The organism is Cupriavidus sp. 86D6 (assembly GCF_057815095.1).
The window spans coordinates 318,149-339,297 of sequence record NZ_JBYPSB010000005.1; the positions used below are offsets into that span (position 1 = coordinate 318,149).

The 21,149-nt window shown below is 66.9% G+C and carries 23 protein-coding genes and 1 tRNA gene; 17 read left to right on the top strand and 7 right to left on the bottom strand.

Annotated features, from left to right (window positions below):
* The first annotated feature begins 43 nt into the window (after positions 1-43).
* From AC3G88_RS14830 to AC3G88_RS14865, 8 genes are all read left to right on the top strand, one after another.
* Positions 44-862 (top strand): class I SAM-dependent methyltransferase, encoded by an 819-nt coding sequence (locus AC3G88_RS14830; RefSeq protein WP_488771992.1) that lies wholly within the window; start codon positions 44-46, stop codon positions 860-862.
* Between the two features lie 179 nt (positions 863-1,041).
* Positions 1,042-1,434, top strand: a complete 393-nt coding sequence (locus AC3G88_RS14835) for a hypothetical protein (RefSeq protein ID WP_488771991.1) — start codon at positions 1,042-1,044, stop codon at positions 1,432-1,434.
* A 136-nt stretch (positions 1,435-1,570) separates the two neighbouring features.
* Positions 1,571-2,275: a cysteine hydrolase family protein gene (locus AC3G88_RS14840; RefSeq protein ID WP_488771990.1), complete on the top strand. Its 705-nt coding sequence runs from the start codon at positions 1,571-1,573 to the stop codon at positions 2,273-2,275.
* Between the two features lie 54 nt (positions 2,276-2,329).
* Complete coding sequence (locus AC3G88_RS14845; protein WP_488771989.1) at positions 2,330-3,220, top strand: LysR family transcriptional regulator; 891 nt, start codon at positions 2,330-2,332, stop codon at positions 3,218-3,220.
* Between the two features lie 200 nt (positions 3,221-3,420).
* Complete coding sequence (locus AC3G88_RS14850) at positions 3,421-3,759, top strand: hypothetical protein (protein ID WP_153945944.1); 339 nt, start codon at positions 3,421-3,423, stop codon at positions 3,757-3,759.
* Positions 3,760-4,027: 268 nt separating this feature from the next.
* Positions 4,028-4,321 carry a GYD domain-containing protein gene (locus AC3G88_RS14855; RefSeq protein WP_153945945.1) on the top strand — a complete coding sequence of 98 codons (294 nt, stop codon included), beginning with the start codon at positions 4,028-4,030 and terminating at the stop codon, positions 4,319-4,321.
* Positions 4,322-4,603: 282 nt separating this feature from the next.
* Positions 4,604-4,909 (top strand): DUF485 domain-containing protein, encoded by a 306-nt coding sequence (locus AC3G88_RS14860; protein ID WP_153945946.1) that lies wholly within the window; start codon positions 4,604-4,606, stop codon positions 4,907-4,909.
* A complete protein-coding gene (locus AC3G88_RS14865) occupies positions 4,906-6,573 on the top strand; it encodes a cation acetate symporter (RefSeq protein WP_488771988.1) in 1,668 nt (555 codons plus the stop codon). The genes AC3G88_RS14860 and AC3G88_RS14865 overlap by 4 nt, the downstream gene beginning before the upstream one ends.
* Before the next feature lie 86 nt (positions 6,574-6,659).
* Here the strand turns inward: AC3G88_RS14865 and AC3G88_RS14870 are convergent, their stop codons facing one another.
* Positions 6,660-6,992: a DUF2322 family protein gene (locus tag AC3G88_RS14870; RefSeq protein WP_488771986.1), complete on the bottom strand. Its 333-nt coding sequence runs from the start codon at positions 6,990-6,992 to the stop codon at positions 6,660-6,662.
* A gap of 74 nt (positions 6,993-7,066) precedes the next feature.
* Positions 7,067-7,143: transfer RNA gene (locus AC3G88_RS14875), tRNA-Val, on the bottom strand.
* 242 nt (positions 7,144-7,385) lie between these two features.
* Here AC3G88_RS14875 and AC3G88_RS14880 point away from each other — a divergent pair.
* Positions 7,386-8,264 carry a c-type cytochrome gene (locus AC3G88_RS14880; RefSeq protein ID WP_488771985.1) on the top strand — a complete coding sequence of 293 codons (879 nt, stop codon included), beginning with the start codon at positions 7,386-7,388 and terminating at the stop codon, positions 8,262-8,264.
* A 38-nt stretch (positions 8,265-8,302) separates the two neighbouring features.
* Here the strand turns inward: AC3G88_RS14880 and AC3G88_RS14885 are convergent, their stop codons facing one another.
* Positions 8,303-9,940, bottom strand: a complete 1,638-nt coding sequence (locus tag AC3G88_RS14885; protein ID WP_488771984.1) for an acyl-CoA synthetase — start codon at positions 9,938-9,940, stop codon at positions 8,303-8,305.
* A gap of 189 nt (positions 9,941-10,129) precedes the next feature.
* Between AC3G88_RS14885 and AC3G88_RS14890 the strand changes: the two genes are divergently transcribed.
* Positions 10,130-10,810, top strand: coding sequence for a Crp/Fnr family transcriptional regulator (locus AC3G88_RS14890; RefSeq protein ID WP_400395990.1), 681 nt, complete (start codon positions 10,130-10,132; stop codon positions 10,808-10,810).
* A gap of 95 nt (positions 10,811-10,905) precedes the next feature.
* The gene (locus tag AC3G88_RS14895) at positions 10,906-11,661 is read left to right on the top strand and encodes an HAD family hydrolase (RefSeq protein ID WP_488771983.1); all 756 of its coding nucleotides are present in this window, start codon (positions 10,906-10,908) and stop codon (positions 11,659-11,661) included.
* A 1-nt stretch (position 11,662) separates the two neighbouring features.
* Here the strand turns inward: AC3G88_RS14895 and AC3G88_RS14900 are convergent, their stop codons facing one another.
* From AC3G88_RS14900 to AC3G88_RS14915, 4 genes are all read right to left on the bottom strand, one after another.
* Complete coding sequence (locus AC3G88_RS14900; protein WP_249641031.1) at positions 11,663-11,842, bottom strand: hypothetical protein; 180 nt, start codon at positions 11,840-11,842, stop codon at positions 11,663-11,665.
* Positions 11,843-11,932: 90 nt separating this feature from the next.
* Positions 11,933-12,247, bottom strand: a complete 315-nt coding sequence (locus AC3G88_RS14905) for a hypothetical protein (protein ID WP_488771982.1) — start codon at positions 12,245-12,247, stop codon at positions 11,933-11,935.
* An 89-nt stretch (positions 12,248-12,336) separates the two neighbouring features.
* Positions 12,337-13,587, bottom strand: a complete 1,251-nt coding sequence (locus AC3G88_RS14910; RefSeq protein WP_488771981.1) for a serine hydrolase domain-containing protein — start codon at positions 13,585-13,587, stop codon at positions 12,337-12,339.
* A gap of 45 nt (positions 13,588-13,632) precedes the next feature.
* Positions 13,633-14,538, bottom strand: a complete 906-nt coding sequence (locus AC3G88_RS14915) for a DMT family transporter (protein WP_488771980.1) — start codon at positions 14,536-14,538, stop codon at positions 13,633-13,635.
* Between the two features lie 141 nt (positions 14,539-14,679).
* Between AC3G88_RS14915 and AC3G88_RS14920 the strand changes: the two genes are divergently transcribed.
* The 6 genes from AC3G88_RS14920 to AC3G88_RS14945 all read left to right on the top strand — a co-directional run bounded on the left by AC3G88_RS14920 (position 14,680) and on the right by AC3G88_RS14945 (position 21,132).
* Positions 14,680-15,117: an Lrp/AsnC family transcriptional regulator gene (locus tag AC3G88_RS14920; RefSeq protein ID WP_488771979.1), complete on the top strand. Its 438-nt coding sequence runs from the start codon at positions 14,680-14,682 to the stop codon at positions 15,115-15,117.
* Between the two features lie 150 nt (positions 15,118-15,267).
* Positions 15,268-17,127: a dihydroxy-acid dehydratase gene (ilvD, locus tag AC3G88_RS14925; RefSeq protein ID WP_400392783.1), complete on the top strand. Its 1,860-nt coding sequence runs from the start codon at positions 15,268-15,270 to the stop codon at positions 17,125-17,127.
* A gap of 368 nt (positions 17,128-17,495) precedes the next feature.
* The gene (locus AC3G88_RS14930) at positions 17,496-18,470 is read left to right on the top strand and encodes a Bug family tripartite tricarboxylate transporter substrate binding protein (RefSeq protein ID WP_488771978.1); all 975 of its coding nucleotides are present in this window, start codon (positions 17,496-17,498) and stop codon (positions 18,468-18,470) included.
* A 9-nt stretch (positions 18,471-18,479) separates the two neighbouring features.
* Positions 18,480-19,754 carry a 3-isopropylmalate dehydratase large subunit gene (locus AC3G88_RS14935; RefSeq protein WP_488771976.1) on the top strand — a complete coding sequence of 425 codons (1,275 nt, stop codon included), beginning with the start codon at positions 18,480-18,482 and terminating at the stop codon, positions 19,752-19,754.
* Positions 19,751-20,269: a LeuD/DmdB family oxidoreductase small subunit gene (locus AC3G88_RS14940; RefSeq protein ID WP_488771975.1), complete on the top strand. Its 519-nt coding sequence runs from the start codon at positions 19,751-19,753 to the stop codon at positions 20,267-20,269. The genes AC3G88_RS14935 and AC3G88_RS14940 overlap by 4 nt, the downstream gene beginning before the upstream one ends.
* Positions 20,270-20,274: 5 nt before the next feature.
* Complete coding sequence (locus AC3G88_RS14945; RefSeq protein ID WP_488772365.1) at positions 20,275-21,132, top strand: isocitrate lyase/PEP mutase family protein; 858 nt, start codon at positions 20,275-20,277, stop codon at positions 21,130-21,132.
* The last annotated feature ends 17 nt before the right edge of the window (positions 21,133-21,149 follow it).

The following is a 21,149-nucleotide window of genomic DNA, read 5'->3' on the forward strand; positions in this document are numbered from 1 at the left end:
GCACGGGCAACGATCCAACGACATGGCAACAAGGGGGCACCCGATGAATCCGAACAAGGCGCTGTGGGAAAAGGGCGACTTCACGCGGCTGGCGGCGACCATGCGCGAGAGTGGCGACGAACTGGTGGCGCGGCTGGGCGTCGCGCCCGGCATGAAGGTGCTGGACCTGGCTTGCGGGGACGGCACCACCGCACTGCCCGAAGCGAAGCGCGGGGCCGACGTCCTGGGCGTCGATATCGCCAGCAACCTGGTGGCCGCCGGCAACCGGCGCGCGCAGGAAGCGGGGCTCGGGAACCTGCGCTTCCAGGAGGGCGATGCCTGCGCGCTGACGGACCTGCCGGATCACACCTTCGACCTGGTCGTCAGCATGTTCGGCGCCATGTTCGCGCCCAAGCCGGCGGAGGTGGCCAGCGAGATGGTGCGCGTGGCCAAGCCCGGCGGGCGCATCGTGATGGGCAACTGGATTCCGAACGATCCCACGCTGGTCGCGCAGGTGCTGAAGATCAGCATGGCCTATTCGCCGCCACCGCCGGAAGGGTTTATCAGCCCGATGCTGTGGGGCCACGAGATCATCGTGACCGAGCGATTCGGCGCCGCAGGCGTGCCGCCGGAGAACATCGGCTTTGACCGCGACACCTATGTCTTCTGGTACGCCGGCAAGCCCTCTGACTTCCTGGCGACGTTCCGTGATTTCTACGGCCCGACCATGAACGCGTTTGCCGCCGCAGAGGCGAACGGCAAGCGCGACGATCTACAGCGCGAACTCGAGGCGCTGTTCAACGCGCAAAACCGGAGTGGCAAGCCCGACGTCACCGAGATTCCGGCGACCTACCTGCGCGTGACGGTCATGACGCCGCCCTGATCGTGCCGCCGCACGCGACCCACGCCAGGTGGCGGCCGATGCACGCGCGCGCAAATACCGCGCATGAATGTCGGCCGCAAGCCTCGTTAATGACAGTTGCAAAACGGAACACTTTGTCAGGTGCCTCGACGCTACAGTGGGCGTTCCCAAGTCTGTAGGCTTTTTCTGGAGGTACACGAATGAAGCAACATCTGGCGAAATCCCTGTTGATGGCTGGCGCACTGATCGCGTCGTACCCACTGCTCGCGCAGCAGTTGGCCCCAGCCCAGCAGGCCCAGCCGATGCCCGCCACCCAGGCAGCGCCGGGCGCGCCTGTTGCCCCTGCCGCGTCCACGGGCTACGCAGCGCCGGCCGCACCGGCCGCACCCGTTGGCGTCGCGCAGCAGCAGCCCGCCGCCAATCCCTACGCCCAGGGTTCGATGGAAACCGTGCAGATGGGCGTGCCGCCGGCGCCGGGTGTCGCGACCATGGCACCTGCGCCGGGCGCCGTCGACCCCGCCAGCATGAGCCTGCCGCCGGACGCCCTCGGCAGTCGCCTGGGCCGACGCAACGTCTACCTCGACGGCGCCTGACCTGATCGACGCCGGTGCCACCGGCGTGGCACCGCGCACCTGTGCATGCGCCGCACAAATGCTGTGCGGCGCATGGCGTTGAACAGGCCACCCGTGCAAACCTAGACTGGCGCCTCGATTCATTGAGGAGCCTGTCATGACCCTGACCCTGTTGCGTTGCTTCCGCCTGGCCACCGTGAGCCTGTCGCTTGCGGCATCTGCCGGCGGTGCCGTCCACGCGGCGCCCGACAACGCCCACCCGGGCATCCGTGCGATGCTGGGTGCCAAGCCTGTCGAGCATCTCGATCCGCGCAGCACGGCGCTGGTCGTCATCGACTTCCAGAAGGAGTACTTCTCCGGCCGGATGCCGATTCCCGATGGCCAGCGCGCGATGGAAAACGCGCAGCGCCTGCTTGCGTTTGCCGATCGCCACCGCATTCCCGTCTTCCAGATCCAGCACATCGCGCCGGCCGGCGCCGCCGTCTTTGCCGAGGATGGCCAGACGGTGGACTTCCAGCCCGGCATGGCGCCGCGCCAGCAGGACGTCGTGCTGCGCAAGGAAACCGTGAGCGTGTTTGCCAGCACGGACCTGGAGCGCCGCCTCAAGGCAATGGGCATCAAAACCATCGTGCTGGCGGGCCTGATGACCCATGCCTGCGTGGCAGGCGCTGCGCGCGACGCGGTGCCGCTCGGGTTTCACGTTGTGGTAGCATCCGACGCCTCGGCCACGCGCGCCATCACGCGCGCCGATGGCCGTACGATCGGCAAGGATGCGCTGCATGATGCCGCGCTTGCGGAGATCGAAGACACCTTCGGCGATGTAATGACCACTGCAGCCATCACGCATCTGCCGCTGCGCTGACACTATCCTGGAACGCCCCGTGGGGCGTTTCTGCTTTTGGGGGACGGCATTTTCATGGACCAGCTGCTTGCCATGCGTGTCTTTCGCGCCATCGTCGAGGCCAGGGGATTCTCGGCGGCGGCGGAGCGGCTCGACCTGTCCCACTCCACCGTGTCCCGGCAGCTCAAGCAACTGGAAGCCAGCATGGGCGTGCAGCTGCTGAACCGCAACACGCGGCGCTTCGCGTTGACGGACGCCGGCGAACGCTACCACCGCCACTGCGCCGATATCCTCACGCGCATCGACGCCATGAACATGGCGATGACGGGTGAAGGCGCGCAACTGTGCGGGCCGCTGCGCGTGACGGTGCCGCTGGCCATCGGCACGCTCGAACTGCAGGACTGGCTGCCTGCGTTTCGTGCGCGCTATCCGGAGATCCGGCTGGAACTGTCGTGCAGTGACCAGTTTGTCGACCTGGTGGCCGAGCGTTTCGACATGGCGCTGCGCATCTGCAGCGCACCGCTCGCCGACAGCAGTCTGATGGCCAGGCGTCTGGCCAGGTCCGATACGGTCCTGGTGGCGTCACCGGCCTACCTGGCCACAGCGGGCCTGCCGGTGAACGCCAGCGATCTGGCCCGCCACCGGTTGCTGGCATTCGCCGCAGCGCCCGATACCTGGCAACTGACCGATGCCAAAGGCCAGACCGAACGGGTGGCCGTGCGCGGCGCGCTGGCTGCAGATGCGATCACCGCGCTGTATGCGGCGGCGCTGGCCGGCGCCGGCATCGCGGCCTTCACCGAGCGCACGGCGCGCAGCGAACTGGCGCGTGGCGGTCTGGTGCGTGTGCTGCCGCAGTACCACGCGGGGGCCAGCCACTACTACGCGCTCTATCCGCAGACCCGGCACCTGACGCCCCGTGCGCGCGCCTTCATCGATTTCATGGCGGAGCACTACGGCGCGCAGTGATGCACGCGACGCATGGCGGCACGGCGACCGGCATCGATGCGCGGTGCATCGCCCCGGTGCAGGTGTCTGTCCGATGCGAGGGCGGGCGTGAAAAATCCGCCTGGTGCGCCTGAAGCGCCTAAAGTAGTGAAAGTCCCGGCGCCGGAAGCGGCGTGGGCACGGTCTTTGCGCGATACGGCCAGAGTTGGCCCACCCTCATCATGCAAGAGCTTGCCTTTCGCACCCTGCTGTATCGGTACTTCTTTTTCGACTGGATGTTCGCGGACGCCAGCCGGGGCGACCTGATCGCGCGCACGGCGGCCTGGCGCTTCAACCAGGCCCGCGCGCACTGGCTGCTGACCTATATGCGGCGGTGGCTGTGGTGTGGCGTGCTGCTGTACGGGCTGGGCGGTGCCGTAGAGGTGCTGATGCGCGCGCCGGTGCTGTCGGCGTGCTTCTATGTGCCGGGCGCGCTCAGCGTCCCGGTCAATATCGTGATTGGCGTGATATGGCTAGGGCTCAAGGCGTGTCCGGGTCCGGTGCGCACGCCGTCACGCTGACTGTTTCAGGCTTGCAACGGCCTGGGCGCGAATCATCCGCGTAATGGATGGCCGCTGCCCGCCAGCCTGCATGGTGCGGCCAGTGGCTCGCTCCTTGCATCGATGCGAAGTTGCTCACACTCCCCGGCGTGTCGCCTGCAAGGTGTACGCGTCCACGATCCGGTTTTGCCAGGACGGTGCGTTGCGCGCACCTGTCGGGTCACGCTCCGAAGCCATGAGCCGTTGTCAGCGCGCTGACGACGCTGTCCCATCCTGTCGGAGATTTGCCATGACCCGATACATCGTGCTCGCAAGCTTTACAGACCAGGGCATACGCACTGTCAAGGACACCACCAAACGCGCCGCGGCCGTGCGCGAAATGGCGCCGCAGTTCGGCGTGAAGGTGACCGACGTGTTCTGGACGCTCGGAAAATATGACGTGATCCTGACGCTGGAAGCGCAGGACGACGCCTCCGTGACGGCCTTTGGTCTGTCGATCGGCTCGCAGGGGAATGTTCACACGCAGACACTGCGCGCCTTCACCGAAGACGAGATGAAGGCGATCCTCGGCAAGATGCGCTGAACGGCGCTTGCCACGCCGCGCGCGTCGCACCCGCGAACGGGTCGACGCGCGCGGCGCCCCCCGGCGCAGATTCCCTGCGGCCATCCGGATGACGCGACCTCCCTGGACCTCGACGGACTTACGCACAGGCTAGGCGTTTACCCCCGCATCGCCAGGCGCACCGTGTAAGAACCGGGTAAGGGGCGCGCATTACCTTGTCACCACGCCATGCGGAGGAAACCCGCACGGCAAACGCAAAACTATGTGGCAAGCACGTGCAGCAGCGATGCGCAGGAGACAAGCATGCAAGAGGATGTGATCGAGAAACTGAAGGCCAGCCGGCAGTATCAGGAACTGGTGCGTCGGCGCGGCCGGCTTGGCTGGCTGCTGACGGCCGTGATGCTGGTGGTGTACTACGGCTACGTGCTGCTGATTGCCTTCGACAAGGAGCTGTTGGCAACGCGCGTGGGACAGGGCGTCATGACCTGGGGCATGCCGATCGGGCTGTTCGTGATTCTCTTTACCGTCGTGATTACCGGCCTGTACGTGCGCCATGCCAACCGCGTCTATGACGACCTGACCGATCGCATCAAGCAGGAGGTGGCATGATGACCCGTCACGCATTTGGCGCCGCCGCGCTCGGCGCGGCACTGCTGCTGTCCGCCAACGCCTTCGCCGCCGGTGGCGATCTGGGCCAGGCCGTGAAGCAGGCCACCAACTGGACGGCCATCGGCATGTTCGTGGTGTTTGTCATCGGCACGCTGTTCATTACCAAGTGGGCGGCCAAGAAAACCAAGTCCGCCGCCACGTTCTACACGGGCGGCGGCATCACGGGCTTCCAGAATGGCCTGGCGATTGCCGGCGACTTCATGTCGGCCGCGTCGTTCCTGGGCATTTCCGCAGCGGTGTACACCAATGGCTACGACGGGCTGATCTATTCGATCGGCTTCCTGGTCGGCTGGCCGATCATCACATTCCTGCTGGCCGAACGGCTGCGCAATCTCGGCCGCTTCACCTTTGCCGATGTGGCGGCGTACCGCTTCAAGCAGGCGCCCATCCGTGCCTTCGCGGCGTCGGGCACGCTGGTGGTGGTGGCGTTCTACCTGATCGCGCAGATGGTGGGCGCGGGGCAACTGATCAAGCTGCTGTTCGGTCTGGAATACTGGGTGGCCGTGGTCATCGTGGGCGCGCTGATGATGATCTACGTGCTGTTCGGCGGCATGACCGCCACCACGTGGGTGCAGATCATCAAGGCCTGCCTGCTGCTGGGCGGTGCGTCGTTCATGGCCTTCATGGTGCTGGCGCAGTATCACTTCAGCCCGGAGCAGCTGTTCGCCAAGGCCGTGGAAGTGCATGCGAAGAAGGACTCGATCATGAGCCCCGGCAACTTCATCAAGGACCCGATCTCGGCCATCTCGTTCGGCATCGCGCTGATGTTCGGTACCGCCGGGCTGCCGCACATCCTGATGCGCTTCTTCACCGTGCCGAACGCCAAGGAAGCCCGCAAGTCGGTGTTCTGGGCCACCACCTGGATCGGCTACTTCTACATCCTGACGTTCATTATCGGCTTTGGCGCGATCGTGCTGGTCGGCACCAACGCCAGCTTCCAGGACGGTAGCGGCAAGCTGCTGGGTGGCGTGAACATGGCTGCCGTTCACCTGGCCAGCGCAGTGGGCGGCAATGTGTTCCTGGGCTTTATCTCGGCGGTAGCCTTCGCGACGATCCTGGCCGTGGTGGCGGGCCTGACACTGGCCGGTGCGTCGGCGGTGTCGCACGACCTGTACCAGACGGTGTTCAGGCACGGCAAGGCCACCAGTGCCGAGGAACTGCGTGTGTCGAAGCTCACGACCATCGTGCTGGGCTTCATCGCCGTGGTGCTGGGCATCGTGTTCGAGAAGCAGAACATCGCGTTCATGGTGTCGCTGGCGTTCGCGGTGGCGGCATCGGCCAACTTCCCGGTGCTGTTCCTGTCGGTGCTGTGGAAGGGTTGCACCACGCGGGGCGCGATGGTTGGCGGCTTCCTGGGGCTGGTGTCGGCGGTGGTGCTGACCGTGCTGTCCCAGGCGGTCTGGGTCGATGTGTTCCACTTCAAGAACGCGCCGTTCCCCTACACGTCGCCGGCGCTGTTCTCGATGACGATCGGTTTCGTCGGCATCTGGCTGTTCTCGGTGACCGACAAGTCACGGCGCGCCCTGCTGGACAAGGCTGGTTTCGAGGCGCAGGAACTGCGCTCCGAGACGGGCATCGGCGCGGGCGAAGCGACCGCGCACTAGGATCTCGCCACTCCGTAGTAGTAGAACGGCCCCTCGCAAGGGGCCGTTCGTCTTTTTCTGCGTCGCGCGGCGGACGGCAGGCCGCTTTAGGCGCGGGCGACGACTTCGATCCGCAGGGCTTCGCCGCCGCTGGCGACGGCCAGCAGGCGGTCCACGTTCGGGTGTGCGCCCGGCCGGTTGCGCGCATCGGCGGTGTGTTCGGCAAAGACGGCCAGGCCATGCTCGGCGGCCTGGGCATCGAGCTTGCCGAAGACCTGCTGGAGGTAGTGGTACACGGCCAGCGAGCCTTGCTTGCCCGGTACGTTCTCGATGCTGGCCACCACGGTGCCCCCGGTGTCGACCAGGTCGATGCGGGCGATGCCGTCGATGGCGGGCAATTGGGCGAGGTTGTCCTTGAATACCGGGCTTGGCTGGATCATGAAAGGGTTCCGTTCGGTCTGGAATGCAAAAACGGACGGTGCCGAGGGGCGACCGTCCGTTCCTGTTTGTGCGTTGGTAGGCTCGATTGGACTCGAACCAACGACCCCCACCATGTCAAGGTGGTGCTCTAACCAGCTGAGCTACGAGCCTAGCGAAGGCGCGAATTCTATAGACGACTTTGGCAAAGCGCAAGCATTTCTTTTGCAAAACCTTTGCTGGGGGGCGGCGCGCCACATGCCGACCGCCAGCCAGCATCCCCCGAAGCATGCGTCATGCGGGCGGACAGGTGTGTTGGGGGACAGGGAAGATTGCAGCCTGTCATGGGCATCGTTTAGGGTTACGGCCAGGGCGCCCGCCTCGATAACACCCCAGCGCCCGCACGAGGAGAGAACATGACCCCCTGGCTCACCCGCGCCGCCGCAGCCATCGGCTGCACGCTGGCCCTGATCGGCGCCGCCCCCGCGCACGCCGAGGACGCCGCCAAGCTGACCATCACCGCTGGCGACCAGCAGAAGATCCTGACCCGCGATGCGCTGCTGAAAGACCGGCGCCTGGCCAGCGTCACCGTCGATGACGACAACTACAAGCGCCGCATGACGTTCAAGGCCATCCCGATGGCGGCGCTGCTGGCAGGCCTGCCGGCAACGCCGGACGGCAGCGCCACCACGGCCGCCACCGATGGCTATGTCTCGCATTTGCCGCTGGGCCTGCTGCTGGCCGACCGCCCCGACGGCCCGCGTGCGTGGCTGGCGGTGGAAAACCCGGCAAAGCCGTGGCCGAAGCTGAAAGGGCAGGACATCGGCCCGTTCCGGCTGATCTGGACCGTGCCGAAGTCGGCCAGGCAGCCCGAGGCGCCGGTGCGGATCACCGAAAGCCTGTGGACCTGGGCGATTGCACGCATTGATCTGGGCGGCGCCGCCGCCGAGCGTTTTGCGGCGATCCGCCCGGCCGAAGGCGAGCCCGCCGACGGCCCGGTCATGCGCGGCTTTGCGGCGTTCCAGCGCGTCTGCTTCTCGTGCCATTCGATGAACCGCGCCGGCGACGCCAACCTGGGGCCGGACCTGAACGTGCCCTACAACCCGGTGGAATACCTGGGCGACGACAAGCTGTCGAAGCTGATCCGCGACCCGCAGGCGCTGCGCTGGTGGCCGGGCTCGAAGATGTCGTCGATCGACCAGAAAACGCTGTCCGACGCCGAGCTCAAGGATCTGCTGGCCTACCTGCACCACATGGCAGGGCGCAAGGCGGACGCCCCGGCGCCCAAGCCCTGAAGCGCGGCGGCGCGGCGGTGTTGCACGGCGGGGGGGCGTCAGACGTCGATCGCGGCGGCAGACTGCAGCTGGCGCCGGAGTTCGAACTTCTGGATCTTGCCCGTCGATGTCTTGGGCAGCGGGCCGAAGTACACGGCCTTGGGCACCTTGAAGCCGGCCAGCAGCGTGCGGCAGTGGGCGATGATTTCCTCGGCGGTGGCGCTCGCGCCGTCCTTGAGTTCGACGAACGCGCACGGGGTTTCGCCCCACCTGGCGTCGGGCTGGGCCACCACGGCGGCGGCCATGACGGCCGGGTGGCGGTAGATCGCGTCCTCGACCTCGACGCTGGAGATGTTCTCGCCGCCCGAGATGATGATGTCCTTGCTGCGGTCCTTGATCTTGATATAGCCGTCGGGCATGCACACGCCCAGGTCGCCCGTATGGAACCAGCCGCCGGCAAACGCCTCGCGCGTGGCGCGGTCGTTTTTCAGGTAGCCCTTCATGCAGATATTGCCGCGGAACATGATCTCGCCGATGGTTTCGCCGTCGCGCGGCACCGGCTGCATGGTGTCTGGGTCCAGTACGGCCACGCCTGCCTGCAGGTGGTAGCGCACGCCCTGGCGAGCCTTCAGGACGGCCCGTTCTTCCATCGACACGTGGCGCCAGTCGTCCTGCTCCGCACAGGCCGCGGCCGGGCCGTACACCTCGGTCAGGCCATAGACGTGCGACAGTTCGAAGCCCATCTGTTCCATCTGCGCCAGCACCGCAGCCGGCGGCGGTGCGCCCGCCACCATGCCGCGCACCGGCCCGCGCAGGCCTTCGCGCCACGTGGCCGGTGCACTGACCAGCGCGGTATGGACGATGGGCGCCGCGCAGTAGTGGGTCACGCCCTCGTCGCGCATCAGATCGAACACCAGCTTCGGATCGAACTTGCGCAGGCAGACGTTGACGCCGGCGCGGGCGGCCACGGTCCACGCAAAGCACCAGCCATTGCAGTGGAACAGCGGCAGCGTCCACAAGTAGACCGGATGCTTGGCCATGTCCCATTCCAGGATGTTGGACACCGCGTTCATGGCCGCGCCACGGTGGTGGTAGACCACGCCCTTGGGGTCGCCCGTCGTGCCGGACGTGTAGTTGAGCGCGATGGCATCCCATTCGTCAGCCGGCATCTGCCAGTCGTAGTCGGGGTCGCCGCCGGCCAGGAAGCTCTCGTAGTCGGTGTCGCCAAACGGCGCGTCGGGCTCGGGGCCGAGCACATCATGGACCGCGATGACCTTGAGCCCCTGCACCTCGCGCGCAAGCTGGCGCGCCACATCGGCGAACTCGGTATCAGCCAGCAGCACGCGCGCCTCGCCGTGGCGCAGCATGAAGACCAGGTTGGCGGCATCGAGGCGGATGTTCAGCGCGTTGAGCACGGCGCCGGACATCGGCACGCCGAAATGCGCCTCGATCATGGCCGGCGTGTTGGGCAGCAACGCGGCGACCGTGTCACCCTTGCCGACGCCGGCGCGCGCAAGAGCACTGGCCAGCCGGCGGCAGCGTGTATAGGTATCGCGCCAGTTCTGCCGTAGCGGACCATGCACGATGGCCAGCCGCTGGCCGTAGACTTCGGCCGCGCGGGCGATGAAGTCGAGCGGGGTCAGCGGCACGAAATTGGCGGCGTTGCGGGCCAGCCCGGTATCGAAGTCGGTCGGCATGATGCGTGTCTCCTGTCTGGATCCTGTTGGATTCGTGTTGTGTGCTCGGGGGCCACGCTATCATTCTCGCGCGGGCCGACTCTGTCATGCAGGCGACAGATCTGCCCCAACCGCGACATTGATGCATCTTGTGCCCCGTTGGCGTAAGTTTCGCGTCAGATTTCATTGCGTAACCGTTGCCGCAGGCTCATGAACGTCCACGAATTGCTTGAACAACACGACTGGTATCGCGCGCTGGCGCCGGAACACCAGGCGCTGGCGGCGTCGGGCACCGGGGTGCGGACGTTCGCGCCCGACAGCTATATCGCGCGGCGGGGCGAATATTCCCGCCACTGGATCGGCGTGGATGCTGGCCTGATCAAGCTGGCGGTCTACACGCCGGACGGGCGCGGCTGCACCTTCTGTGGCGTGCCGGCCGGTGGCTGGTGCGGGGAGGGCAGCGTCATCAAGCGCGAAGACCGGCGCTACGATGTGATCGCCATTCGCGAATCGCGCGTGCTGCTGGTGGCGGAAACGGTCTTCAACACGCTGCTGGCGGACAGCCTGCCCTTTGCGGGCTACGTGGTGCGCCAGCTCAACGAGCGCATGGGCCAGTTCATCGCCATGGTGCAGAACGACCGCCTGCTGGGCGCCGATGCCCGCGTGGCGCAGGCCATCGCCCAGCTGTTCCACCGGGCGCTCTATCCGAAGACGACGGCGGTGCTGGAGTTGTCGCAGGAGGAAATCGGCCTGCTCACCGGGCTGTCGCGCCAGCGCGTGAACCAGGCGCTGCGGCGGCTGGAGGCCGAAGGCATGGTCGGGTTGTCGTACCAGACCATCCGGGTCACGGACCTGGAGGCGCTGCGGCGTTTCGGGATATCGGAACTGTAAGGCGGCCAGCGTACCGAATGCGGGCGATTGCCGTACGGGGCGCGGCGAACCCTGGCACAATTCGGACCGATTCCCCATTCCGTGCCCCTGTCCCCATGCAACAACCACTGGCCAACCTCGCGGCCATTTCGCTCGATCTCGACGATACCCTGTGGCCCTTCACGCCCGCCGTCATCCGGGCCGAGCAGACCCTGCACGACTGGCTGCTGGCGCAGGCGCCGCGCACATCGGGCCTGCTGACGTCGCCGCAAGTGCTGGGGGAGCTACGCGCGCGGTTCCAGGCCGAGCGCCCCGACCTATCGCACAGCCTGCGCGAACTGCGGCTGGGATCGATCCGCATGCTCCTGCAACTGTCGGACGAAGACCCGCAACTGGCCGAGGCGGCCTATGACGTATTCTTTGCCGCGCGCCAGCGCGTGGATTTCTTCGACGATGCATTCCCGGCGCTGGAATGGCTGAGCGCCCGCTTTCCGCTGGTGGCCGTGTCCAACGGCAACGCCAGCCTGCAGGTGACGGGCGGCCATCACTTCTTCCATGCGGCGTTGAATCCGGAGACCGCGGGGTGCGCCAAGCCCGATGCCGCGATCTTCCATGCGGCGGCCGAACTGGCCGGGTGCCGGCCCGAACGGATGCTGCACGTCGGCGACGATGCGGATCTGGATGTGGTGGGTGCGATCGCGGCTGGCTTTCAGGCCGCGTGGGTGGTGCGCTCGGACGATGCCGCTGCGGCGCGCTGGGCCCGCAGCAGCCCGGCGCCGCATGTGATCGTGCGCGATCTCTATGCGCTGTGCCGGGCCATCGACCCGACCTGCCCGGTGGCGCGCGCGATGCCGGCGGCCCCGGCGATTTGATTCAGTCCTCGGTTTTTTCCTGCGGCACGGCCTTGCCGAGCAGCTTGCCGAGCAGGCCATTCTTGCCGGTGCCCTGCTGGCGCTGCGACTTCGGGAGCCCACCTGCCCGGTTGGCGCCGGCCTGCTTCAGATTGTTGTTGATCTTCAGGCCCTTGTTTTTTTCCAGGTCGGTTTTCTTCACGGACAGCTTTCCAATTGGTTAAGCCGCGCATTGTACGCATGTGCGGCGGGGCGGCGCGACATCGGGCCTGATCGTCCGCGCAATCCGGGATTAATCCTCGCCTCGGCCTTCGCTCTTCCCGTCGCCCTTGATGGCCTGCTTGGTCGCCTGATAGCCGCGTTTCGTGGTGTCGGCCACCGCGTGGCCGGCGTCCCGTGCGCCATGGCCGATGGTGATGCCGGCTTCCTTGGCGCCGTGGCCAATCGTGCGGGCCACATCGGCCACCGCGTGGCCGGTTTTCTTGCCGGCTTCCTTGACGCCTTCCTTGAAGGCGTGTGCATCGGAAGACACACTGGCGTGCGCCAGGGGGCTCAGGGCGCCCATGGCGGCCAGCGACATCGTGACGATCGTCGTGCGGAGCTTCATGTTTCGGTCGGGTCCGTAGCGGGTTTCACGTGGCCGCATTTTACTCGCGCCCGCGCCGGGCCGCTCTGGCTCTAGCGCGGGCCGCCGGGCTAGCGCGGTGCGGGCCCCGATTCCGTGATCGCGCTGTAGACCAGCGTGCGCAACTGGCGGCGCACCGGGTAGGCCGACGACGGCAGCAGTTGGGTCAGGAACAGGCCGATCAGGTCTTCTTTGGGATCGACCCAGAAGAACGTGCTGGCGGCGCCGCCCCAGAACATGTCGCCGGCGCTGCCCGGAATCAGCGTGCTGGCCGGCGCGATGGTGGTGGCGAAGCCCAGGCCGAAGCCCACGCCTTCGTAGGTGGCTTCACTGAACATCGAGCGCGACAGGCGCGGCAGGTCCACCCCGCCGGGCAGGTGGTTGGCCGTCATCAGCGCCAGCGTCTTGGGACCGAGCAGGCGTACGCCGTCGAGTTCGCCGCCGTTCAGCAGCATGCGGGCAAAGCGCATGTAGTCGGCGGCCGTCGATACCAGGCCGCCGCCGCCCGACAGGAACCCGGGCGGCTGCAGGTAGGGGCTGGTCTGCGGATCGTCCTGCAGCATCGGGCCGCGCGGCGAGATCACCTTGGAACCGAGCGCACCGACCGCGTAGCACGCGCAGAACCGGGCGGCCTTGTGCGCGGGCACGTGGAAGCCGGTATCGACCATGCCCAGCGGATCGAAAATCCGCTTTCTCAGGAAGGTGTCGAACGGCATGCCGCTGATCTTGCCGACCAGGTAGCCCAGCACGTCGGTGGCCACCGAGTAGTTCCAGGCCTCGCCGGGCGAGAATTCCAGCGGCAGTGTGGCCAGCTTCTCGATCATGTCGTCGAGCGTGCCGTCGGTGGCCAGTTCGCCGATCTTCAGCTTGCGGTAGGCCGCGTCGACGTTGCTGTTCTGCTGGAAGCCGTAGGTCAGGCCGGCGGTATGGCGCAGCAGGTCCACCACCAGCATCGGCCGTGCGGGCGGGCGGGTCTGGAAGCTCTCCATGAAGCCACCCGCGAACACGCCCAGTTTTTCCCAGGCCGGGATGTACTTGCTGACCGGGTCGTCGAGGGCGATCCTGCATTCCTCCACCAGCATCATGATGGCCACCGACGTGATCGGCTTGGTCATCGAATAGATGCGGAAAATGGCGTCTTCGGCCAGCGGCACCTGCCGCTCGCGGTCGGCCTGGCCCAGCACAGCATTCAAGGCCAGTTCGCCGCGCCGCCAGACCTGCACCAGCGCGCCCGACAGCTTGCCGGTGGCGACGTAGGTCTCGTCGATAAAGCGTCCGATCCGGTCCAGCCGATCCCGCGACATCCCGTGCGTCTGCTGCATCTGCGCGCCTCCCTGTCAGATTTGAAGTCGGGGCGCGGGCCGCCGTCAGGCAGAGGGCTTGCGCGCCCCCCACGGCAGCATTCCGCGCCAGGGCCATCCCAGCGTCATGCCCGCGGCGGCCAGCAGGATCAACGCCGCGCCGCCGATTTGCGACAGGAGCAGATGATGTCCGAAGGCCAGCCGGTCCACCAGAATGGCCACGATAGGATAAATGAACGACAGGGCGCCTGTCAGGTGCGTGGGCAGCTTCTGGATCGCGCCATACAGCAGGATGTACATCAGCCCGGTATGGACAAAGCCCATGGTCGCCAGCGTGGCCCAGGGCAGGGCGCCGGTCGGCAGGTCGGCGCGCAGCGCCATCGGCAGCAGCATGACGGTGCCCACCAGCACGTGGATCAGCGCGATCAGGTGCGGCGGCACGCCCTTGAGCTGCTTGGCGATCAGCGCCGCCAGCGCGTAGAAGAAGGCCGCGCCCAGTGCCAGCCCGATGCCCAGCAGGTAGTTGCCGTGCGCCGCGCCAGCGCCGGGCTTGCCCTGCACGATCAGCAGCATGCCGCCGAACGCCAGCAGCAGCCACGCCACCTTGGCCACGGTCAGGCGCTCGCCCAGGAACAGCGCGCCCAGCGCCACCAGCATGAACGGCTGGGTGTTGTACACCGCCGTGGCAATCGAGATCGATGCGCCTTCGTAGGCTGAAAAAAGAAGCAGCCAGTTGGCGACGATGGCCACCCCGCCGGCCACCGCCAGCAGCGCCTGGCGCAGCGAGATGCCGCCCGGCCGCAGGTAACCACGCGCCAGGCAGACCGGCACCAGCACCACCGCGCCGAAGGCGCACCGCCAGAACACCACCTGGGTGACCGGCCGCCCCGATACCACCACCAGCCAGCCGATGGTGCCCGAGATCACCATCGCCGCCACCATTTCCAGCATGCCCCGCGTTCTGTCGTCCACGGCTATCTCCTGTCCCTGTGCGTGCATCGTTGCAAAATGAGGGTTGCAGTTTAAGGCCTGTGGCCTACAATCCACAGTCGAAAATGCAGGCATATCTCGCTTTCTTTTGTATTTTGTAAGGCGTTTTCAGGAAAATACCTTATGTCGCTTGACGATATCGACCGTCGCATCCTGGTCCTGCTGCAGCAGGACGCCCGCATGCCGGTAAAAGCCCTGGCCGAGCAGGTGGGCCTGTCGTCCCCCGGCGCGTCGGAACGGCTGCGCCGGCTGGAGGACCGTGGCGTGATCCGCGGCTTCACGGTCGATGTGGAACCGCGCACGCTCGGCTTTCCGATGCAGGCCATCGTCCGCATCAGGCCGCTGCCCGGCAAGCTGCAGGCGGTGCAGAAGCTGATCGAGGCCATCCCCGAATTCGCCGAATGCGACAAGGTGACCGGCGACGACTGTTTCATCGGTCGGCTGTATTTGCGATCTATCGAGCACCTGGACCATATCCTGGAGCAGATCACCGAGATGGCCGAGACCAGTTCGTCCATCGTCAAGTCGCAGCCGGTCAAGCGAAGACTCCCGCCGCTGTAGCCTCAGACCGGCACCCAACCCGGGCAAGGGCTGTGGGATAATCCCCAGCTTTGCCCGGCGCCCGGCTCACAAGGCCGCCCGCACGGGTTTGTCCTGGCCCTGTCGATCCGCTGTGGGCCGCTGCGTTTGCGTTATTTCCAAGCACCCACAATGCCCACATACCGTTCCAAGACTTCCACCGCCGGCCGCAACATGGCAGGTGCGCGCTCGCTGTGGCGCGCCACCGGCATGAAAGACGAAGACTTCCAGAAGCCGATCATCGCGGTGGTCAATTCGTTCACCCAGTTCGTGCCGGGCCACGTCCACCTGAAGGATCTGGGCCAGCTCGTCGCGCGCGAGATCGAAGCCGCCGGCGGCGTGGCGAAGGAATTCAACACCATCGCCGTGGACGACGGCATCGCCATGGGCCACGACGGCATGCTGTATTCGCTGCCCAGCCGCGACATCATCGCGGATTCGGTGGAATACATGGTCAATGCCCACTGCGCCGACGCCATGGTGTGCATCTCGAACTGCGACAAGATCACCCCGGGCATGCTGATGGCCGCCATGCGCCTGAACATCCCCGTGATCTTCGTGTCGGGCGGCCCGATGGAAGCCGGCAAGACGCGCCTGGCCAACCCGGTGACCAAGACCATCGAACTGAAGAAGCTCGACCTGGTGGACGCCATGGTGATGGCCGCCGATCCGTCGTATTCGGACGAGGATGTGGCGCAGGTCGAGCGTTCGGCCTGCCCCACGTGCGGCTCGTGCTCGGGCATGTTCACGGCCAACTCGATGAACTGCCTGACCGAGGCGCTGGGCCTGTCGCTGCCCGGCAACGGCACCGTGGTGGCCACGCACGCCGACCGCGAACAGCTGTTCAAGCGCGCCGGCCAGCGCATCGTCGATCTGGCCCGCATGTACTACGAGCAGAACGACGAGCGCGTGCTGCCGCGTTCGGTGGGTTTCAAGGCGTTCGAGAACGCCATGACGCTGGACATCGCCATGGGCGGGTCCACCAACACCATCCTGCACCTGCTGGCGATTGCCCGTGAAGCCGAGATCGACTTCACGATGGCCGACATCGACCGCATGTCGCGCTCGGTGCCGCAGCTCTGCAAGGTGGCGCCGAACACCAACAAGTACCACATCGAGGACGTGCATCGCGCCGGCGGCATCATGGCCATCCTGGGCGAGCTGGACCGCGCCGGCAAGCTGCACACCGACGTGCCGACCGTGCATACGCCCACGCTCAAGGACGCGCTGGACCAGTGGGACATCGTCCGCACGCAGGACGAAGCCGTGCGCACGTTCTACATGGCTGGCCCGGCCGGCATCCCCACGCAGGTGGCGTTCAGCCAGAACACGCGCTGGCCGAGCCTGGACCTGGACCGCGCCGAGGGCTGCATCCGCTCGTACGAGCACGCGTTCTCGAAGGAAGGCGGCCTGGCCGTGCTGACCGGCAATATCGCGCTGGACGGCTGCGTGGTGAAGACCGCCGGCGTGGACGAGAGCATCCTGGTGTTCGAGGGCACGGCCCACGTGACCGAATCGCAGGACGAGGCGGTCGAGAACATCCTGAACGACAAGGTCAAGGCCGGCGACGTGGTGATCGTGCGCTACGAAGGCCCGAAGGGCGGCCCGGGCATGCAGGAAATGCTGTACCCGACCAGCTACATCAAGTCCAAGGGACTGGGCAAGGCGTGCGCGCTGCTGACGGACGGCCGCTTCTCCGGCGGCACGTCGGGCCTGTCGATCGGCCACTGCTCGCCCGAGGCGGCGGCCGGGGGCGCCATCGGCCTGGTACGCGATGGCGACAAGATCCGCATCGACATTCCCAACCGCACGATCAACGTGCTGGTGTCGGACGAGGAACTGGCCACCCGCCGTGCCGAGCAGGACGCCCGTGGCTGGAAGCCGGCCAAGGCGCGTCCGCGCAAGGTGTCGGCCGCGCTCAAGGCCTATGCCAAGCTGGTGATGTCGGCCGACAAGGGCGCCGTGCGCGACCTGTCGCTGCTCGACGACTGATCTGCCGGGCCCGCGTGGCCCGCTCGATCGCGCAACGCCGCGCGCCCCGCCAGTCGGGAAGCGCGGCGTTTTTGCATCGGGCACCGGTTTCAGCCGGTAAATGGCGCTTTCGCGTCGCCCCCGACATTCCCCCTTTGCATTGCATTGCGTTGTATTGACTTGCGCCATGTCTGTGTACCATGGCGCGCTTTCGGACGGCGCGGCGCGGCGTGCACATGGATGCCTGCCATGCGGGGCCGACAATGTCTGTACATCCATTGCGCTGACTGGTCCCGTGGATAGGACCAGCTGGTTCCATTGAGTGACCGGGCCATGGGGCATAGAGTCCGCCTGAACCCCACAGGAAGTACACAGAGGCGGAGACACGGATGTTGATCAGTCGAAGAAAGCTGTTGGCCGGCGCGACGCTGGCCTTGTTTGCGATATTGGCCCCGGTCCAGCGCGCGGCGGCACAGGACAAGCCCATCACGATCGTGGTGGGCAGCCCGGCAGGCGGCACCACCGACGCACTGGCGCGCCTGATTGCCCGCTCGCTGGGCGACACGCTGCACCGGACGGTGGTGGTGGACAACCGGCCCGGCGCTGGCGGCAATATCGCCGCGCAATATGTGGCGCGCGCCACACCGGACGGCAGCACGCTGCTGATGAGCTTTACCGGCCATACCATCAACGCGTCGCTCTACAAGAACCTGCCGTTCGATCCGGTCAAGGACTTCACGCCGATCACGATGGTGGCGCGCGTGCCCAGCGTGCTGGTGGCCCGCAAGGGCGTGCCGTTCGACAACACGGCAGGGCTGATCGCCTACGCGAAGAAGCACCCCGGCAAGCTCACGTTTGCGATTGGCGCGCAGGGCTCGTCGCTGCATCTGGCCAGCGCGCAGTTCAAGCTGGCCACCGGCACCGACATCGTGAACATCCCGTACAAGGGGACCAACCCGGCGCTGACCGATGTACTGGGCAACAACACCGTGGACCTGATGTTCGCCAGCACCGTGAACGTGCTGCCGCACCTGAAGTCGGGCACGCTGAAGTTCCTGGGCGTCAGCAGCCGGGATGCACTGCCGCAGTTCCCGGGTGTGCCGCCCATCGGCCAGACCGTGAAGGGCTTCGAGTCGTCGGCGTGGTTTGGCCTGTTCGGCCCGGCCCAGCTGCCGCCGGCCGTCACGGACCAGCTCTATCGCGCGGTGAAGGTGGCCGTCGAAGACCCGGCCTACAAGCAACGCATGGAGACCGAAGCCGCCACGGCCGTCAGCATGACGCCGCAGGCGTTCGGCGCGTTCGTGCGCAGCGACATCCAGCACTGGGCCAAGGTGATCCAGGCGTCCGGTACCAAAGTCGAGTAAGGAATAGCAATGACGGGCCAGACATTGGCGCAGAAGCTGTTGGCCAGGGCCGCGGGCCGGGCCGACGTGGCGCCCGGCGAGATTGTCACGTGTCGCGTGGATCTGGCGATGATGCATGACTCCAGCGGCCCGCGCCGCGTGAAGCCGATGCTCGAAAAGCTCGGCGCGAAGGTGTGGGATCCGGACAAGGTGGTGCTGGTCACCGACCACTACGTGCCCGCGCATGACGCCGACAGCCGCAGGATCGTGCAGATCGCGCGCGACTGGGCGCGCGACGAAGGCGTGGCGCGCTTCCATGACATGGAGGGCATCTGCCACGTGGTGGTGCCGCAGAAGGGCTATCTGCGCCCGGGCATGTTCGCGGTGGGCGGCGACAGCCATTCGTCCACCGGCGGCGCGTTCGGTGCCTACATGTTCGGCATCGGCGCCACCGAGATGCTGGGCGTGCTGGTGACCGGCGAGATCTGGGTGCGCGTGCCGCAGACCATCCGCATGCGCTGGCATGGCCGCCTGGGCGCCGGGGTCTCGGCCAAGGACATGATGCTGCGCATGTGCACGCGCTTCGGCATGGACGGCGGCCAGTACCAGGCCGTGGAGTACACCGGCGACGCCGTGTCGGCGCTGTCGATGCAGGATCGCATGACGCTGTCGAACATGACCGCCGAACTGGGCGGGCAGGTGGGGCTCATCGCCCCCGACGCAACCACGCGCGACTGGCTGCTGGCCGCCGGTGCGCCGGCCGATGCCATCGATATCGACGGCTGGCAGTCGGACGCCGACGCGGCCTGCCTGGCGGTGCATGACTTCGATGCCGCGACGCTGGCGCCGCAGGTGTCGCGGCCGCACACGCCGGCCAACGCCGACGACGTGGGCACGTTCGGCAGCGTGGGCATCGACATCGCCTATATCGGTGCCTGCACCGGCGCCAAGCTGGACGACCTGCGCATGGCGGCACAGGTGCTGCGCGGCAGGCGCGTGGCACGGGGCACGCGGCTGCTGGTGGCGCCCGCCAGTGCCGCCGACCAGCAGCGCGCCGCGCAGGAAGGCACGCTGGCCGTGCTGACCGATGCCGGCGCCGAGCTGCTGCCCAACGCCTGTGGCGCCTGCGCGGGCTATGGCGAGCACCGGTTTGGCGAAGACAGCGTGGTGATCAGCGCCACGGCCCGCAATTTCAAGGGCCGCATGGGCGCGGCATCATCGCAGGTCTACCTCGGCTCGCCGTACACGGTGGCCGCTTCGGCCATTGCCGGCCGCATTGCCGATCCACGGGAGGTGCTGGCATGAGTCGATTTTCCGGCCGGGCCTGGGTGTTCGGTGACGATATCAATACCGATTTCCTGGCGCCGGGCGCCTACATGAAGTTTGGCATCGAAGAGATTGCGCGCCATTGCCTGGAAGCCGTGGACCCGTCGTTCGCGGCACAGGTGCGCCCCGGCGACATCGTCTTTGGCGGGCGCAACTTTGGCGCGGGATCGTCGCGCGAGCAGGCGGTCGAGGTATTGCGCCACCTGGGCGTGGTGGCGGTGGTGGCCCCCTCGTTCGCCGGCCTGTTCTACCGCAATGGATTCAACCTCGGGCTGCCGTTGTTGACCTGCCCGGCGCTGCCGCCGGTGACGCCCGGCCAGCGCGCGGGATGCGAGATCGACACGGCCCAGGTCTATATTGACGACGCGCCGGCGCTGCAGTGCGAGCCGGTGCCCCCGCATCTGGTGGCCATGATCCGCGATGGCGGACTGGTCCCGCACCTGGCGCGCCGGATCGCGTCGGGCCAACTTTCGGTCAAAGAGGGAGTGCAATGACTGCAATGACGCTGAAGCAACGCCTGCAGGGCACCGGCATCGTGACCGCACCGGGCGTCTACGACCCGTTTTCGGCCCTGCTGGTCGAACAGGCCGGCTTCCAGGCCGCCTACCTGTCCGGCGCCAGCATCGCCTACACGCGGCTGGGGCGGCCCGATATCGGCTTCCTGTCGCTGGATGACGTGGCATCGGTCACGCGCAATATCCGCGAACGTTGCCCCACGCTGCCGCTGATCGTGGACGCCGACACCGGTTTCGGCAATGCGCTGAACGTGATGCAGACGGTGCGCGTGCTGGAACGTGCTGGCGCCACCGCCATCCAGTTCGAAGACCAGTCGATGCCCAAGCGTTGCGGTCATCTGGATGGCAAGACCGTGGTCAGCGCCGCGGAAATGGCCGGCAAGATCCGCGCCGCCTGCGATGCGCGGCGCGACGGCAATACGCTGATCATCGCGCGCACCGACGCGGTTGCCGTGGAGGGCATGGACGCCGCACTGGCGCGCGCCGAGCAGTACGCCGAAGCCGGCGCCGATGTGCTTTTCGTGGAGGCCCTGCGCAGCCGCGAGGACATGACGGCAGCGATCGCCCGCCTGGGCGGGCGCGCGCCGCTGCTGGCCAACATGGTGGAAGGCGGCAAGACGCCCGTGCTGCCGGCCGCCGAACTGGAGGCCATCGGCTTCCGCATCGTGATCTTCCCGGGCGGCACCGTGCGCGCGCTGAGTTTTGCGTTGCGCGACTACCTGGCCAGCCTCCACGCCAACGGCACCACCACGCCGTACCTGGACAGGATGCTGTCGTTCCAGGCGCTCAATGACGTCATCGGCACGCCGGAAATGCTGGCGCTGGGCAAGCAGTACGAATAACCCGATGCGACGCGTGC

Excerpts from the sequence above, each read along its gene's own strand:
- AC3G88_RS14830 (WP_488771992.1), top strand. The coding sequence starts at position 44 with ATGAATCCGAACAAGGCGCTGTGGGAAAAGGGCGACTTCACGCGGCTG.
- AC3G88_RS14835 (WP_488771991.1), top strand. The coding sequence starts at position 1,042 with ATGAAGCAACATCTGGCGAAATCCCTGTTGATGGCTGGCGCACTGATC.
- AC3G88_RS14840 (WP_488771990.1), top strand. The coding sequence starts at position 1,571 with ATGACCCTGACCCTGTTGCGTTGCTTCCGCCTGGCCACCGTGAGCCTG.
- AC3G88_RS14845 (WP_488771989.1), top strand. The coding sequence starts at position 2,330 with ATGGACCAGCTGCTTGCCATGCGTGTCTTTCGCGCCATCGTCGAGGCC.
- AC3G88_RS14850 (WP_153945944.1), top strand. The coding sequence starts at position 3,421 with ATGCAAGAGCTTGCCTTTCGCACCCTGCTGTATCGGTACTTCTTTTTC.
- AC3G88_RS14855 (WP_153945945.1), top strand. The coding sequence starts at position 4,028 with ATGACCCGATACATCGTGCTCGCAAGCTTTACAGACCAGGGCATACGC.
- AC3G88_RS14860 (WP_153945946.1), top strand. The coding sequence starts at position 4,604 with ATGCAAGAGGATGTGATCGAGAAACTGAAGGCCAGCCGGCAGTATCAG.
- AC3G88_RS14865 (WP_488771988.1), top strand. The coding sequence starts at position 4,906 with ATGATGACCCGTCACGCATTTGGCGCCGCCGCGCTCGGCGCGGCACTG.
- AC3G88_RS14870 (WP_488771986.1), bottom strand. The coding sequence starts at position 6,992 with ATGATCCAGCCAAGCCCGGTATTCAAGGACAACCTCGCCCAATTGCCC.
- AC3G88_RS14880 (WP_488771985.1), top strand. The coding sequence starts at position 7,386 with ATGACCCCCTGGCTCACCCGCGCCGCCGCAGCCATCGGCTGCACGCTG.
- AC3G88_RS14885 (WP_488771984.1), bottom strand. The coding sequence starts at position 9,940 with ATGCCGACCGACTTCGATACCGGGCTGGCCCGCAACGCCGCCAATTTC.
- AC3G88_RS14890 (WP_400395990.1), top strand. The coding sequence starts at position 10,130 with ATGAACGTCCACGAATTGCTTGAACAACACGACTGGTATCGCGCGCTG.
- AC3G88_RS14895 (WP_488771983.1), top strand. The coding sequence starts at position 10,906 with ATGCAACAACCACTGGCCAACCTCGCGGCCATTTCGCTCGATCTCGAC.
- AC3G88_RS14905 (WP_488771982.1), bottom strand. The coding sequence starts at position 12,247 with ATGAAGCTCCGCACGACGATCGTCACGATGTCGCTGGCCGCCATGGGC.
- AC3G88_RS14910 (WP_488771981.1), bottom strand. The coding sequence starts at position 13,587 with ATGCAGCAGACGCACGGGATGTCGCGGGATCGGCTGGACCGGATCGGA.
- AC3G88_RS14920 (WP_488771979.1), top strand. The coding sequence starts at position 14,680 with ATGTCGCTTGACGATATCGACCGTCGCATCCTGGTCCTGCTGCAGCAG.
- ilvD (WP_400392783.1), top strand. The coding sequence starts at position 15,268 with ATGCCCACATACCGTTCCAAGACTTCCACCGCCGGCCGCAACATGGCA.
- AC3G88_RS14930 (WP_488771978.1), top strand. The coding sequence starts at position 17,496 with ATGTTGATCAGTCGAAGAAAGCTGTTGGCCGGCGCGACGCTGGCCTTG.
- AC3G88_RS14935 (WP_488771976.1), top strand. The coding sequence starts at position 18,480 with ATGACGGGCCAGACATTGGCGCAGAAGCTGTTGGCCAGGGCCGCGGGC.
- AC3G88_RS14940 (WP_488771975.1), top strand. The coding sequence starts at position 19,751 with ATGAGTCGATTTTCCGGCCGGGCCTGGGTGTTCGGTGACGATATCAAT.
- AC3G88_RS14945 (WP_488772365.1), top strand. The coding sequence starts at position 20,275 with ATGACGCTGAAGCAACGCCTGCAGGGCACCGGCATCGTGACCGCACCG.